Source organism: Gallibacterium faecale (assembly GCF_027920745.1).
Classification (GTDB): Bacteria; Pseudomonadota; Gammaproteobacteria; order Enterobacterales; family Pasteurellaceae; genus Gallibacterium; species Gallibacterium faecale.
Map to the genome: position 1 here is coordinate 1 of NZ_JAQIBB010000086.1, position 13,921 is coordinate 13,921.

General features: G+C 37.1%; 14 protein-coding genes. 8 read left to right on the top strand and 6 right to left on the bottom strand.

Annotated features, from left to right (window positions below; all coding sequences use genetic code 11):
- Positions 1 to 6 precede the first annotated feature (6 nt).
- Complete coding sequence (locus PF272_RS09675) at positions 7 to 825, bottom strand: divergent polysaccharide deacetylase family protein (protein WP_271142596.1); 819 nt, start codon at positions 823 to 825, stop codon at positions 7 to 9.
- Between the two features lie 15 nt (positions 826 to 840).
- Positions 841 to 2,067 carry a murein hydrolase activator EnvC gene (gene envC / locus PF272_RS09680; RefSeq protein WP_271142597.1) on the bottom strand — a complete coding sequence of 409 codons (1,227 nt, stop codon included), beginning with the start codon at positions 2,065 to 2,067 and terminating at the stop codon, positions 841 to 843.
- 169 nt (positions 2,068 to 2,236) lie between these two features.
- Here envC and PF272_RS09685 point away from each other — a divergent pair, with 169 nt between their 5' ends.
- The 8 genes from PF272_RS09685 (at position 2,237) to PF272_RS09720 (ending at position 9,742) form a co-directional block, all read left to right on the top strand.
- Positions 2,237 to 2,920 (top strand): 2,3-diphosphoglycerate-dependent phosphoglycerate mutase, encoded by a 684-nt coding sequence (locus PF272_RS09685; protein ID WP_065237373.1) that lies wholly within the window; start codon positions 2,237 to 2,239, stop codon positions 2,918 to 2,920.
- 160 nt (positions 2,921 to 3,080) lie between these two features.
- A complete protein-coding gene (locus PF272_RS09690; protein ID WP_271142598.1) occupies positions 3,081 to 3,524 on the top strand; it encodes a rhodanese-like domain-containing protein in 444 nt (147 codons plus the stop codon).
- 24 nt (positions 3,525 to 3,548) lie between these two features.
- Positions 3,549 to 4,073, top strand: a complete 525-nt coding sequence (secB, locus tag PF272_RS09695) for a protein-export chaperone SecB (protein WP_065233858.1) — start codon at positions 3,549 to 3,551, stop codon at positions 4,071 to 4,073.
- 125 nt (positions 4,074 to 4,198) lie between these two features.
- A complete protein-coding gene (gene gpsA / locus PF272_RS09700; protein ID WP_271142603.1) occupies positions 4,199 to 5,203 on the top strand; it encodes an NAD(P)H-dependent glycerol-3-phosphate dehydrogenase in 1,005 nt (334 codons plus the stop codon).
- A gap of 8 nt (positions 5,204 to 5,211) precedes the next feature.
- The gene (gene cysE, locus PF272_RS09705) at positions 5,212 to 6,000 is read left to right on the top strand and encodes a serine O-acetyltransferase (RefSeq protein WP_065233860.1); all 789 of its coding nucleotides are present in this window, start codon (positions 5,212 to 5,214) and stop codon (positions 5,998 to 6,000) included.
- 38 nt (positions 6,001 to 6,038) lie between these two features.
- On the top strand, positions 6,039 to 8,408 hold the full coding sequence (rnr, locus tag PF272_RS09710; protein WP_271142599.1) for a ribonuclease R: 2,370 nt from the start codon (positions 6,039 to 6,041) through the stop codon (positions 8,406 to 8,408).
- Between the two features lie 14 nt (positions 8,409 to 8,422).
- Complete coding sequence (gene rlmB, locus PF272_RS09715) at positions 8,423 to 9,169, top strand: 23S rRNA (guanosine(2251)-2'-O)-methyltransferase RlmB (RefSeq protein WP_271142600.1); 747 nt, start codon at positions 8,423 to 8,425, stop codon at positions 9,167 to 9,169.
- Between the two features lie 3 nt (positions 9,170 to 9,172).
- On the top strand, positions 9,173 to 9,742 hold the full coding sequence (locus tag PF272_RS09720) for a DUF5358 domain-containing protein (protein ID WP_065237379.1): 570 nt from the start codon (positions 9,173 to 9,175) through the stop codon (positions 9,740 to 9,742).
- 50 nt (positions 9,743 to 9,792) lie between these two features.
- Here the strand turns inward: PF272_RS09720 and PF272_RS09725 are convergent, their stop codons facing one another.
- From PF272_RS09725 to PF272_RS09735, 4 genes are all read right to left on the bottom strand, one after another.
- Positions 9,793 to 11,097 carry an HlyD family efflux transporter periplasmic adaptor subunit gene (locus PF272_RS09725; protein ID WP_271142601.1) on the bottom strand — a complete coding sequence of 435 codons (1,305 nt, stop codon included), beginning with the start codon at positions 11,095 to 11,097 and terminating at the stop codon, positions 9,793 to 9,795.
- Between the two features lie 20 nt (positions 11,098 to 11,117).
- On the bottom strand, positions 11,118 to 12,230 hold the full coding sequence (locus tag PF272_RS13015) for an ATP-binding cassette domain-containing protein (protein WP_413789446.1): 1,113 nt from the start codon (positions 12,228 to 12,230) through the stop codon (positions 11,118 to 11,120).
- Positions 12,169 to 13,266, bottom strand: a complete 1,098-nt coding sequence (locus tag PF272_RS13020; protein ID WP_413789447.1) for an ABC transporter transmembrane domain-containing protein — start codon at positions 13,264 to 13,266, stop codon at positions 12,169 to 12,171. Before PF272_RS13020 ends, PF272_RS13015 begins: the two co-directional genes overlap by 62 nt.
- A gap of 18 nt (positions 13,267 to 13,284) precedes the next feature.
- A partial coding sequence (locus tag PF272_RS09735; RefSeq protein ID WP_271142602.1) for a TolC family protein occupies positions 13,285 to 13,921 on the bottom strand: 637 nt, incomplete at its 5' end.

Below are 13,921 nucleotides of genomic sequence, written 5' to 3' on the forward strand. Positions count from 1 at the left end.
CAAAATTTACTGTGGAATACCCCGCAAGTTTTGTTGGAAATGGAATGGCGGTTGTGAGGTTGGTGCAGGAATATCACTAAACCATAAAATAAATGGCTGGATAAGTTCCGGTGATTGTCCCCAAAGTTGGCTAATTTTGACTAATTGAATATCGGCAGGCAAGTTATAAAGTTGTTGTTTTAAGATAGCAACCGTATTTTTCCGAGGATGCCCAATCGCAATTGCAGTGCCATGTTTTCTTGCATATTGAATCGCTTTTTGAAATTGAGCTAACACGCTGGTATAAGCATTATCATCATCAAGAAAGATGTTTCGTTCTAACACATTAACGCCATACGCTTTGCCAACTTTGTCAGCTACACTGCTTCCAATAGTTTTACTATCTAAAAAAGAGAGACCTCGCTGAGCAAGTTGCTGCATTAATGCTGTCATTAATGGCATATTTGAGGTGGCGGCACTTCCCATATGGTTATTCATCCCGATTGCATTCGGTACGATGCGTTGTGCTAATTCAACACGATGGGCAACTTCGGTAGAAGATAGACCAAGAATTAAACCATTCGGTTCTAGTTTTAAATTTCCTTTTGGCTGCATTGGCATATGGATCAACGTATCACGTCCTTGTCGTTGAGCTTGTTCTGCTCTGGCTTTGGCGTGAGGTGCGCTTGGGATAATAGCAACATTGACCGGTAAAGGAAGTGAGAAGATTTCGCTATCTTCATGAACACGATAGCCAATATCATCAATCACTATTGCTAATTTAGCAGCATTAGCCATTGTGAATAGAGGTAAACATAAAATGATATAGCGTATCCAATTCTTCATCGTTGTCCTACAATATTATCTTAACCAGCGAGCTGGATTGACAGGTTCACCTTGGCGGCGAATTTCAAAATAGAGTGCTGTATGGCGACCATCATCACTCTGCCCAACTCGTGCAATAGTTTCTCCTGCTTGAACCACATCACCGTTTCTGACATTTAATGCACTATTATAACCATAGATACTCATATCACCTTTACCATGGTCGATTACAATCACTAAGCCGTAACCTTGCAAACGGTTTGCTAAGATCACTTTACCAGGTGCAATCGCACGTACATTAGCACCTCGATTGGCTTGGATAACAATGCCTTTCCAACGGATTTCACCCATTTGAATTGAACCGAAGCGATTACTTACACGACCAGTAACAGGCATAGCATATTGACGTTTCGCAGATCCTAAACCATTTCCTCGTCCAATTAGCTGTTGTTCTTTAGCCGTAGGTTGGTAGTCTTGATGTTTCTCTTCAGCCTGTTTTTGTTTCTGCTTTAAATTAGCTAACTCTTGCTGTTCTTTTTGTTTAGCAGCACGTTCTGCGGCAATAATTTCTTGGCGTAGTCTGTTTTCATTTTCTTTCAACCGAGCGAGCTTATCTTGGTTAACTGCAATACTTTGATTAAGTTGGGCTAACGTTGATTGATGTTCATTTTTTACTTTTTGTAATGCTCGTTGCTGTTGTCGTTGTTGAGCAATTTGTTGCTGTTGTTGTTGCTGTTGTTCTTTAACTAATTGTTGTTGCTGTTTAAGTTGTTGTTGAGTTTGTTTGAGTTCTTGAATCAAAGCCATTTTTTGTTGATTGAAATACTTGTAGTAAGTATTTAAGCGATCACTATTTCTGGCATCTTCAGAAAACATTTTTTCTAAATCATGTTGTTGTAAATTTTGACGATAAGCAGAATCTAACAACTGTTCTAGTTGTTTCTTTTGTGTTTTTTCTTGTTGTTGTAATTGCCGAATTTGTTTTTGTGTTGATTGAATATCTTTGTTTAAGTTTTTCAACTCATCTTGGCTTTGTTGTAATTGATTACTAATATGCTCAATTTTTTGTTCTTGTTGTTTTAACTGGGTTTGTAATTGGCTTTTCTCTTGTTGTTGCTGAGCTATTTTGTGTTCTTGTTGTTTTATTTGTTGTTGGATATCTTGCAGATCGTTAGCCGCATAAGCAGTCACTGCAGCTACGAATAAAGCACTATTTCGTAGTAAAGCAAAAGATTTACGCCATAAAAAAACAAATTTAGCCATAACGAATAAACGATCTCGTAGGAAAAACAGAACAATTCTGTATTATTTTAGAGTTTTTTTTGCTAAAGATCAGCAATTCCAATAAAAGCGGAGCTGTTCTATTTTAAAAAGCAGCAAATTTTGTTATAAAAGGCGCAGTTTTTTTGATCTAATTTTTAGGAGAGTAATTATGCAATTAGTGTTTATTCGTCATGGGTTAAGTGAGTGGAATGCATTGAATCTTTTCACTGGCTGGCGTGATGTTAACTTAAGTGAAAAAGGTGTTGAAGAAGCAAAAGCAGCAGGTCGTAAATTAAAAGAAGCTGGTTTTGAATTTGATATCGCATTCACTTCAGTATTAACCCGTGCGATTAAAACTTGTAACCTTGTGTTAGAAGAATCAAACCAATTATGGGTACCACAAATTAAAACTTGGCGTTTAAATGAACGTCACTATGGTGGTTTACAAGGTTTAAATAAAAAAGAAGCTGCAGAACAACATGGTGATGAACAAGTTCATATCTGGCGTCGTTCTTATGATGTATTACCACCAGCATTAGCAAAAGATGATCCAAATTCAGCACACAATGATCGTCGTTATAAACATTTACCTGCTGATGTTGTACCAGACTGCGAAAACTTAAAAGTAACTTTAGATCGTGTATTACCTTTCTGGGAAGATCAAATTGCACCAGCACTTTTATCAGGTAAAAGAGTGTTAGTTGCTGCTCACGGTAACTCACTTCGTGCGTTAGCAAAACACATTGAAGGTATCTCTGATGAAGGAATCATGGATCTTGAAATCCCAACAGGTCAACCATTAGTATATGAATTAAGTGATGATCTAAAAGTTGTTAAAAAATACTATCTTTAATCACTAACTGAATAGAAGAAGCACTTTTCTGTATGAGCAGAAAGGTGCTTTCTTTTATCTGTATTTTGTTAAGAAAAATAAAGGTTTCGATTGTTTAGTTCTATTGATAAAGGTTATACTTATCCGACTTTTGACTAGTATTTAAGAAGAGATTAAATAAATGGAAGAATTTATGCCGAAAGCGATCGCATTTGCCTCACAACATACAGTGATGGTAGTTGCGTGGATTGTTGTTTTTGTTGGAACAATTTATGTGTTTGTGAAAAGTGCTGTTTCTGGTTCGAAAGAGATCGAGCAAGCACAATTATCACGATTAGTTAATAAAGAAAATGCGGTAATCGTTGATTTGCGTAGTTCCGAAGAGTTTTTACGCGGTCATATCGCAGGAAGTCAAAATATCTTACCAAGAGATATTAAAGAGAAAAATCTTGGTAAATTAGAACAATATAAAGATATTCCGGTGATTGTTGTTTGTGCCTCAGGAATGACTTCACGTGGTTCTGCAGAACAACTTTATAAACAAGGGTTTAAACAAGTTTATTCATTAAAAGAGGGTATTCAAGGTTGGAAAGCCGCAAATTTACCTCTTGTTAAGAAAAGCTAACATAATCAAAGAAGGAAATTAACCATGGCAGAAGAAAACAAACCAGCAGATGAGCAACAACCAGCAAGCGAAGAACAACAAGCGCAACCTGTGTTGCAAATTCAACGTATCTATGTAAAAGATATTTCTTTTGAAGCTCCAAATTTACCTCATCTTTTTCAACAAGAGTGGAAACCGGTTTTAAATTTTGATCTTGATACTGAAACAACTGCATTAGCAGAAGGATTATATGAAGTTGTTCTTCATGTATCAGTAGAAACCAAATTAGAAGGTAGCGATACTGTTGCATTTATTTGTGAAGTAAAACAAGCGGGTATCTTTGCGATTAGTGGTTTAGAAGAAATGCAGTTAGCACACGCATTAACTTCTCAATGTCCAAATATGCTATTCCCATATGTCCGTGAATTAGTGGCGAATTTAGTAAATCGTGGAACTTTCCCAGCATTAAATCTTGCGCCAGTAAACTTTGATGCATTATTTATTGAATATTTACAACGCCAACAACAAGCAGAACAAGCTGAACAAGAAGCACCTGCAACAGTAAATTAATAATTAGCTAATAAAAGCATCTTTTCGAAGATGCTTTTATCTCCTTTTTTGTAAAATTTTCTTGCAATCCTCTCTCTTTCGTCTATTTTCCTTTAATTAAGAGAACAAATGTTAAGGTGATTATGATGACACATTTCCCACCAATAACTGTTATTGGTGCCGGTTCATATGGCACAGCATTAGCTATCGTATTGTCGAGAAATGGTTTTCCGACAATTCTTTGGGGACGTAATAAAGCTGAAATGGAACAGATGGCAACGCAACGACAAAATAGTCGTTTTCTACCAGGGGTAACATTTCCGGATGCATTACAGTTAGAAAGTGATTTAAATACTGCGATCAAGGCTGCACGTGATATTTTGTTAGTGGTACCTAGCCATGTGTTTGCAGAAGTATTGCAACAAATTAAACCATTTTTATTACCAACACACCGTATTATCTGGGCAAGTAAAGGGTTAGAACACGAAAGTGGACGATTATTACATCAAGTAGCAGAAGAGATTATTGGTAAGCATTATCCATTAGCGGTGTTATCTGGGCCAACGTTTGCGAAAGAGCTAGCAGCAGGGTTGCCGACAGCGATTGTCCTTTCTTCTTCTAATACTGAATTTGCACAGGAACTCCAAGAAAGAATCCATTGCAGTAAACATTTCCGCGTCTATTTAAATAGCGATATGATTGGTGTGCAATTAGGTGGAGCGATTAAAAATGTAATTGCGATTGGTGCTGGTGTTTCTGATGGGATTGGTTATGGTGCAAATGCACGCACTGCATTGATTACCCGAGGATTAGCTGAAATTTCTCGCTTAGGGGCTTCCTTAGGTGCAGAACCTCAAACATTTATGGGAATGGCAGGATTAGGCGATTTAGTTTTGACTTGTACGGATGATCAATCACGTAATCGCCGTTTTGGGATGATGATTGGTAAAGGCTATAGTGTGGAACAAGCGATGCAAGAGATTGGACAAGTGGTTGAGGGGTATTACAATACGCAAGAAGCCTATCGTTTAGCCCAACAACAGCAAGTCGAAATGCCAATTGTTGAGCAAATTTATCAAATGTTATTTTGTGGTTTAACGGCCACTGAAGCGGCAAGAAATTTACTTGCACGAGAAAAGAAAAGTGAGTAGGAGCAGTTATGTCAGCGTTATTGCAACGAATTTGGCAAAGTATTCGTGAAGAAGCAGGATTATTAGTTGAGCAAGAACCTTCATTAGCCAGTTTTTTCCATTCAACTATTTTGGCACATCAACATCTTGGTACAGCACTAAGCTATATATTAGCGAATAAATTATCTAGCTCTACGATGCCGGCGATTTCTTTACGTGAAATTATTGATGAGGTGTATCACCATAATCCTAAAATTATTGAAAGTGCGGCATATGATATTGAAGCTGTACGTGTTCGAGATCCCGCAGTTGAGTTATATTCAACCCCTTTACTTTATTTAAAAGGATTCCATGCGTTGCAAAGCTATCGGATTACCCACTGTTTATGGCAGCAAGGTCGTAAAGCATTGGCCATTTATTTGCAAAACCAAATTTCAGTTGCATTTGATGTAGATATTCATCCAGCAGCGAAAATTGGTTGTGGCATTATGTTAGACCATGCAACAGGTATTGTGATTGGGGAAACTTCGGTGGTAGAAAATGATGTGTCTATCTTACAAGATGTTACATTAGGTGGAACCGGGAAAGAAGTGGGTGATCGCCATCCAAAAGTTCGCCGTGGCGTGATGATTGGAGCCGGGGCAAAAATTCTAGGTAATATTGAAGTAGGGGCTTATGCCAAAATTGGCGCTTGCTCAGTGGTATTACACCCTGTACCAGAATATTCAACAGTGGCTGGTGTGCCAGCAAAATTGATTAGCCAAGATAAAAAGGCTAAACCAGCCCTAGAGATGAACCAATATTTTACTTGTGAATAAAATTCACAATCTATTTGTTTTAAATCAAGGAGTTATCAATGCAGTATCAAGATCCTCACTATGCGGAAGAAGTTGAAAAATATGGTAATCCGATCCCAAGCCGTGAGTTGATCCTCACTGTTATCCGAGATCACAATGCCCCAATGAGTCGGGAAGAGCTATTACAGATTTTAGAAATTAGCGATCCAGAATTACAAGAAGCAATGCGTCGTCGCTTACGTGCGATGGAAAATGATGGGCAGCTTGTATTTACTAAAAGAAAGCGTTATGCGCTGCCAGAGAGATTGGATTTATTAAAAGGCACAGTCATTGGGCATAAAGATGGTTATGGTTTTTTACAAGTAGATGGCACAAAAGACGACTGGTTCATTCCTAATAGTCAGATGCAAAAAGTGTTGCATGATGATTATGTGTTAGCACAACCAAATGGTGTCGATCGCCGTGGTCGTAAAGAAGTACGCATTGTTCGTGTATTAGAAAGACGTAAAAAACAGATCGTAGGGCGTTTTTTCCTTGAAGATGGTATCGGTTATGTGGTGCCAGATGATAGCCGAATTAACCACGATATTGTGATCCCTAATGAATTCCGAGCTGGAGCTCGTATGGGACAAGTTGTGGTAGTGGAATTAAAGAGTAAAGAAACTGGCTTTTCACGTTTAACGGGACGTATCACCGAAGTATTAGGGGAAAATATGGCGAAAGGCATGGAGGTAGAAATTGCGATTCGTAATTATGATATTCCTCATGTTTGGCCTGACGCGGTGAAAACACAAATTGCTGATTTGAAAGAAACGGTTGCCGAAAAAGATAAACAAGGACGAGTTGATTTACGTGATTTGCCTTTAGTGACGATTGATGGCGAAGATGCGCGTGATTTTGATGACGCCGTATTTTGTCAAAAACGTGAAAAAGGTGGTTGGACATTATGGGTAGCGATTGCTGATGTAAGTTATTATGTACGACCGCATACACCATTAGATCAAGAAGCTCGCCAACGTGGTAACTCAGTGTATTTCCCAAGTCGGGTTGTGCCAATGTTGCCAGAAGTTTTATCCAATGGCTTATGCTCATTAAACCCACAAGTTGATCGACTTTGTATGGTGTGTGAAATTCAGCTTTCTGCGGCAGGAAAAATTCAGCAATATCAATTTTATGAAGCGGTGATGAATTCTCATGCTCGGTTGACATACAGTAAAGTGTGGCGGATCTTGCAAGGTGATGAAGAGCTTAGCGAACGTTATCAAACGTTAGTCCCTCATTTACAAGAGCTATATGCGATGTTTAAAGTATTGCTGTCAGCACGGCATAAACGTGGGGCGATTGATTTTGAAACGATTGAAACAAAATTTATTTTTAATGATTTAGGTAAAATTGATCGGATAGAGCCTGTTGAACGTAATGATGCGCATAAAATTATTGAAGAGTGTATGATTCTTGCTAATATTTGTGCCGCTCATTTTATGGAACGTCATCAAGAGCCATCACTCTTCCGAATCCATGCCTTGCCGAGCGAGGAAAAATTGACATCATTCCGTACTTTCTTGCGTGAGTGTGGTTTGACTTTGGAAGGGGGATTGAAACCAACACCAGCGGATTATGCAAAATTAATGGAACAAGTTAAAGAGCGTCCTGATAAAGAGTTAATCCAAATGATGTTACTGCGTTCGTTAAGCCAGGCAGTTTATAGTGGTGATAATATTGGGCATTTTGGTTTAGCCTTGACAGAATATGCGCATTTTACTTCGCCAATTCGCCGTTATCCGGATCTTTCGTTACATCGTGGGATTAAGTATTTATTGGCAAAAGAAAAAGGGTCAACAAAACGAACAACACAAAGTGGCGGCTATCATTACACATTAGATGAAATTGATCTGTTAGGTGATCATTGTTCAATGACAGAACGTAGAGCTGATGATGCAACTAGAGATGTGGCAGATTGGCTTAAATGTGAATTTATGCAGGATCATATTGGCGAAGTATTTGAAGGAACAATTTCTAGTGTCACTGGTTTTGGTTTCTTTGTGCGTTTAGATACGCTGTTTATTGATGGGTTAGTTCATATTTCAACATTAGATAATGATTATTATCGATTTGATCCAAGCGGTCAGCGTTTAATTGGTGAAAATGGCGGCGTGTTATATCGGATTGGCGATAAGGTTACTGTCCGTGTTGAAGCAGTAAGTTTAGAAGAAAAAACAGTTGATTTTTCTCTGGTGGCGACTACTCGTCAGCCTAGACGTTTAGGTAAAACGGAAAAAGATCGCTTATTGAAAAATGTGCGTTATGCCGAAAGTTTACAGAAACGTTTACGTAAACAAGCCAATATAGATGAGAAAAAGCGCAAAGAGAAAAAGAAGAAAAATACAAGAAAAACAAAACGTAGTAGTAAAAGTAAAAAGCGTAAGTAATTTGAGATAAAACGATGAGTGAGCAAATTTATGGTATTCATGCGGTGTCGGCGGTTGTAGCAACGGCACCGGAACGATTAATTGAAGTAATGGTACTGAAAGGGCGTGAGGACAAACGTCTATTGCCTTTGTTGGATGAATTATCCCAATTAGGAATTTCAGTACAATATTTAACACGTCAAGCATTAGATAAAAAAGCTAATGGTGAAGTTCATCAAGGGATTATTGCAAGAGTACAAGCACCAAAAGAATATACAGAGAATGATCTGTATGGGTTATTAAATCATAAAAAACAGCCGTTATTATTAGTATTGGATGGGATTACAGATCCGCATAATCTTGGTGCTTGTTTGCGTACAGCAGATGCAGCTGGTGTTGATGCGGTGATTGTACCAAGAGATAAATCAGCACAATTAACTTCTGTGGCAAGAAAAGTGGCTTGTGGCGCAGCTGAGGTAGTACCACTGATTCGTGTAACTAATCTCTCGCGCACACTAAAAACATTGCAAGATGATTATAATGTTTGGGTAGTGGGCACAGCTGGAGAAGCGGATAGTTCAATCTATCAAGCTAAGTTAACAGGTGCTATTGCATTAGTCATGGGCGCTGAAGGAGATGGTATGCGCCGTTTAACACGAGAACATTGTGATCAATTAGTCAGTATCCCAATGCAAGGTTCGGTATCGTCATTAAATGTTTCGGTGGCGACAGGTGTTTGTTTATTTGAAATTGTAAGACAGAAATTAGCTTCAATGGATTAATTTATGTTAAAAAAACTTTTTTTCTCAACTTCAATCCTTTTATTAGTCGGTTGTGCGTCACAAGATATGGATTCTTATCCAGCAGAATATGCGAATGCTGATTATGAATTAAGTAATGAAGATGCACAACGTTGGGTAATTGCAAGTCATCAAGCAGAGCAGTGTATCTATCCGAATTTAACTCGGATTCAGCAAGAACATTTTTCAAAAGAAGATGCTTATATTCATTCACAATATGTATTTTTCTATCCATTAGAAAGCATTATTGGCACTGAATATGTCAAAATGATTCAAGCGGATGAAAAATCAATGGGGTATGCGCAATTTCAATTTAAGAAATTTAAAGATACACCATTTGAGCCAATGCCAGCGGCAGATTGTGCTACTTTACGCATTAAAGCGCGCGATGATTTAAAAGTGGTCAAAGGGCAATATCAAAGTGGTATGGCTGTTGATGAAGCGAAGAATAATGCCTCAAGTGATAGTAAGAAAAATCCAGATGGTATTGCGACTAATGAGAATAAATTCTTCTTTGATATTATCAAATGGGGTTCAGCATTATTATTGCTTTAAGCCATTGTATAGAAAAATTGGGCTGATTGGATAATCAGCCCTTTTTTGTATTAACGTTCTTGTAAAGCTTGCTTCATCCGAGTAATAGGTTTAATCAGATATTGGAAGATAGTTTTCTCACCAGTTTTTATATCTACAGTGGCAATCATATCGGGCAATACAGGTAATTCACTACCATTTTTATCTGTTAAATGGCTACCAGTTGTTCTGACTAATACTCGATAGAAAGAGTTGTTAGGATTTAAATTAAGATCGCTTGCTTGGCGTTTATCTTGTAACGTACTAGGACTTAATAAAGTTACGACACCATCTAATCCACCATAGATCGCATAATCGTAAGCCGTAAGTTTAACAATTGCTTTCATACCTGGGCGAATATAGGCAACATCTTTTGGATTAATATAGGCTTCAACTAACAAATTATCTTCAACTGGTACAATTTCCATAATATCTTGACCAGCTGAAATAACTCCACCAATAGTATTTACGCGAATATTTTTCACGATCCCTTTTAACGGTGCGCGTAATAAAGAACGTTCTACTGGGTCAGCTCGTGCTGCAAGATTTTCTTTTGCTTGGTCAAGATCTCCTTGAATTCGGACTAACTCATTACTCGCATCTGTAATGTATTTATGTTCACGTTCAGAAATTTGTAATGCCATATCATTGGCGGAACGCTTCATTCGCAATAATTCAACTTGAGAAACAGCGCCTTTATTGACCATCGGTTCAGTAAGAGCAATTTCAGAATCAAGGAGTGCTTTACTTTCACGTAGTGTTTTTAACGCTTCATTTAATGCATCTTTTTTGGCTTGGTAAACACCCATTTCTCGTTCTTTCATTTCTTGCGGAATATCATTAGGAAAAACTAATGGTTTGCCAGAAATTTCCGCTTTCAAACGAGTAGCAATAGCTTCTAAGTTATCTACTTTGGCTTTTGTTTCGCGTAAGATTGCAGAACTGCGGGTGTCATCTAATTTCAGTAATACTTGGCCTTTTTCAACGAGATCACCCTCTTTAACCATCATCTGATCTAGGATACCGGGATCTAAACTCTGAATAATTTGTTCACGGCTATTTGGGATAATGGTTCCTTGACCTCTTGTTACCTCTTCAATCTTACTAAAGTAAGACCAAATGATGAAAACAATTAAAAAAGCACCTAATAACCAGATCACTGCAAATAATCCGGTATGTTTTTCTTCTTGTAACGCCGCATGAAGATCATTAAGTAGTCGTAAATCTTTACTTGATACAGTTTCTTTTGTGGTTAATGCGACATTTTTTTCAGTTTTTTCAGTAACCTCTGCGGGTAAAGTTGTATGTTTTTCAGACTGATCTTTTTCTATTGTCATTTTGATTATCCATTCTAGATTTAACTATTTAATGATTTGTTTTTTTCTATTTCAGGTGTTTGTGGCGCTGAGAGTTTTTTCAATACAGCATCTTTTGGCCCATCCATAACAACCTTACCATTTTCAACAACCACTACTCGATTCACTAATTGTAAAACTTGAGGACGATGAGTAACGACAACCAGAGTTTTATTTTGTACCCATTGCGATAGACCAACTAAGGCTTGTTGTTCATGATATTGATCAAGACCAGTAGTTGGTTCATTTAACAATATAACTTTTGGATCTTTTAAGGTCATTCTAGCTAAGGCAATAGCTTGTTTTTGTCCACCAGATAAGCCCAAACCGTTTTCCCCTAAAGCCATATCTAATCCCCTTGGATGGGATTGTACTAAGCTTAATAATCCAAATCGTTGTAATGCGACTAATAAAGTTTGATCAGATGGGAAAGAGTCCATTCGCCCAATATCTAAATTTTCTCTTAGAGTTCCTAAAAATAGGCGAGGATTTTGTTCTAGTAATAAAACTTGATTACGTAAAAAATAAGGATCAAGTTGTTGTAGATTAATACCATCTAAAGTAATACTTCCTGAAGTAGGCTCATATAAGCCAACACCTAGTTTTAAAGCTGTTGATTTACCACTACCAATTTTCCCCAAAATCCCTACTTTTTCTCCGGGTTGGATGGTGAGGTTAAAATTCTCTAATGCAGGTTGGCTATCTTGTTGGTATTTAAAACTCACTTGCTTAAATTGTAGGTGTCCGGTAACTTGTTTGAGGCTGATGTAATCCCTATCTGACGATTTATCAATAGGCTTAGCGACAATTGCATCAACACCTTTTAATGCCATCCAAGCTTGTTGGAAACGTGTAGCTAATCCTGCAATTTGTCCTAATGGTGCTAATGCTCTGCCAGATAAAATAACAGAAGCAATTAATGCCCCCATCGTAATCCGTGAAGCTGGATCTTCACTATGAATTAAATAAGTACCAACAACGACTAAGAACACAGTATTTAATTGTTGTAATGCGGTAATGGTATTAACAACAAAGTTACTGGTATCTTTAACCTTAATGGATGAATAAGAACTTTTGGCTGTGTAATAATCCCATCGTTTTTGTGCCCAAGACATTGCATTCAATGCCCTCGATTGCTTCGACAACTAAACCTTGACGTTGAGAGGATTCTCGCATTGATTCATTAATTGCTTTAGATAAAGGTGCTTGTGCAACAATCCCAATAATAATGACAGTCGGGATAATAATAGCTGGAACTAAAGCGAGTTTACCACCGACTAAAGCGATCACACCGACAAATAAAATTAAGAAAGGTAGATCAACAATGGTTAATAAACTGGCACTGGTGAGAAACTCTCGTACAGATTCAAAATCACGCAAATTATTGGCATAAGATCCTGATGAAACAGGTCGATCTTGTAATTTTAATGCCATTACCCGACGAAATAGCATCGAACTGATAATAAGATCGGCTTTTTTACCTGCAATATCTGTCAAATGACCTCGAATCATCTTAGCCATAAATTCAAATAAAATTGCCAGAGTTACCTCGATACTGAGAACCCATAAGGTTTCATAAGCTTGGTTTGGAATAACTCGGTCATAAACATTCATTACATATAAAGAACTAATTAAAGCCAGTATATTGATAATGAATGTTGCTAGAATGACTTGATAATAATATTTCTTAAACCGCCAAATAATTTTGAAAAACCAGGTTTTAGGTAAAGAATATTCTGGTAATTCAGAACGTACATCCTTAGCCATACGAGGTTTAATAAACCAACAATAACCAATATATTTTTTGGCTAATTCAATTTCAGGTAATTGGTGAGTAATACCATCCGTTTGTGTAATTGTATAAACTCTATTACCCTTTTCATCTTGAGAAATATTTGTGACCACAGCCGCTTCTTCATTTTGTAATAAAACTAATGTCGGTACTGCGAGTGATGGAATATCAGATAATGCTCGTTGAGAAATACTATTTTCAAATCCTTCACTTCTTAAATATTCACATAGCGAAGAGAAGTCAATATTATTCCCTTGGCGACGAATTGAGTGTGAAGCTAATGTTGGTACGGATAAGGGGGGGGGGGGGAAACCAAGAAGCTGAGTAATTAATGCAATATTTTCAATAATTAATTTCATAACGTTAATTCTTTAATCTTATTTTAAATCTGATGCCCATTTATATGTCATTCCTTGAGAATAAAGATAATCTAAATAAGAATGACGAAATTGATATTCAGTAGATACCTTACTTAATTCTGCATTTAATAATTCATTTTCAGCATTTAATAAATCAAGCAGAGAGCGTTTAGCAATTGAAAATTGTAATTTATAGTATTGAGTGACTTCATATAATGAATCCACTTGTTTAGATAATGTTTTAATTTGTTTATTATATTCATCTAAATTAATAAGTGCTTTTCTGTTTTTTTCTTGTAAATCTAAAACGGATTGTTCTAAACGATTTTTTTCCGCACTTAACATTTGTGCTTTTTCTTGAACGCTGTATGAATTAGAACGATTAAACACATCCCAAGATACATTGAGATAAACTTGACGTTCATCTTTTGTTAACTGACCCACCACATCAACTTTTGGATAATGGCTTGCTTTTTCAGCTTCTAAACTTGCTTGAGCTGTTTTAATTTTAGCATTAGCTGCTTGATAAGAAGGGTGTAAACGTTGCGGTTGTGAATAACGTTTTTCTAATGCATTACGAGTTAAAGTATCAAAAGGATCCTGAATCGCATTTTGGTTAACCTTAGTTCCAGAATAGCGTTGTAATTGGCTTAAT

Bases quoted from the DNA above. Each gene is read 5' to 3' on its own strand.
- cysE (WP_065233860.1), top strand. From the start codon at position 5,212: ATGTCAGCGTTATTGCAACGAATTTGGCAAAGTATTCGTGAAGAAGCA.
- PF272_RS09685 (WP_065237373.1), top strand. From the start codon at position 2,237: ATGCAATTAGTGTTTATTCGTCATGGGTTAAGTGAGTGGAATGCATTG.
- PF272_RS13020 (WP_413789447.1), bottom strand. From the start codon at position 13,266: ATGAAATTAATTATTGAAAATATTGCATTAATTACTCAGCTTCTTGGT.
- PF272_RS09720 (WP_065237379.1), top strand. From the start codon at position 9,173: ATGTTAAAAAAACTTTTTTTCTCAACTTCAATCCTTTTATTAGTCGGT.
- rlmB (WP_271142600.1), top strand. From the start codon at position 8,423: ATGAGTGAGCAAATTTATGGTATTCATGCGGTGTCGGCGGTTGTAGCA.
- gpsA (WP_271142603.1), top strand. From the start codon at position 4,199: ATGACACATTTCCCACCAATAACTGTTATTGGTGCCGGTTCATATGGC.
- envC (WP_271142597.1), bottom strand. From the start codon at position 2,067: ATGGCTAAATTTGTTTTTTTATGGCGTAAATCTTTTGCTTTACTACGA.
- PF272_RS13015 (WP_413789446.1), bottom strand. From the start codon at position 12,230: ATGTCTTGGGCACAAAAACGATGGGATTATTACACAGCCAAAAGTTCT.
- secB (WP_065233858.1), top strand. From the start codon at position 3,549: ATGGCAGAAGAAAACAAACCAGCAGATGAGCAACAACCAGCAAGCGAA.
- PF272_RS09675 (WP_271142596.1), bottom strand. From the start codon at position 825: ATGAAGAATTGGATACGCTATATCATTTTATGTTTACCTCTATTCACA.
- PF272_RS09725 (WP_271142601.1), bottom strand. From the start codon at position 11,097: ATGACAATAGAAAAAGATCAGTCTGAAAAACATACAACTTTACCCGCA.
- PF272_RS09690 (WP_271142598.1), top strand. From the start codon at position 3,081: ATGGAAGAATTTATGCCGAAAGCGATCGCATTTGCCTCACAACATACA.
- rnr (WP_271142599.1), top strand. From the start codon at position 6,039: ATGCAGTATCAAGATCCTCACTATGCGGAAGAAGTTGAAAAATATGGT.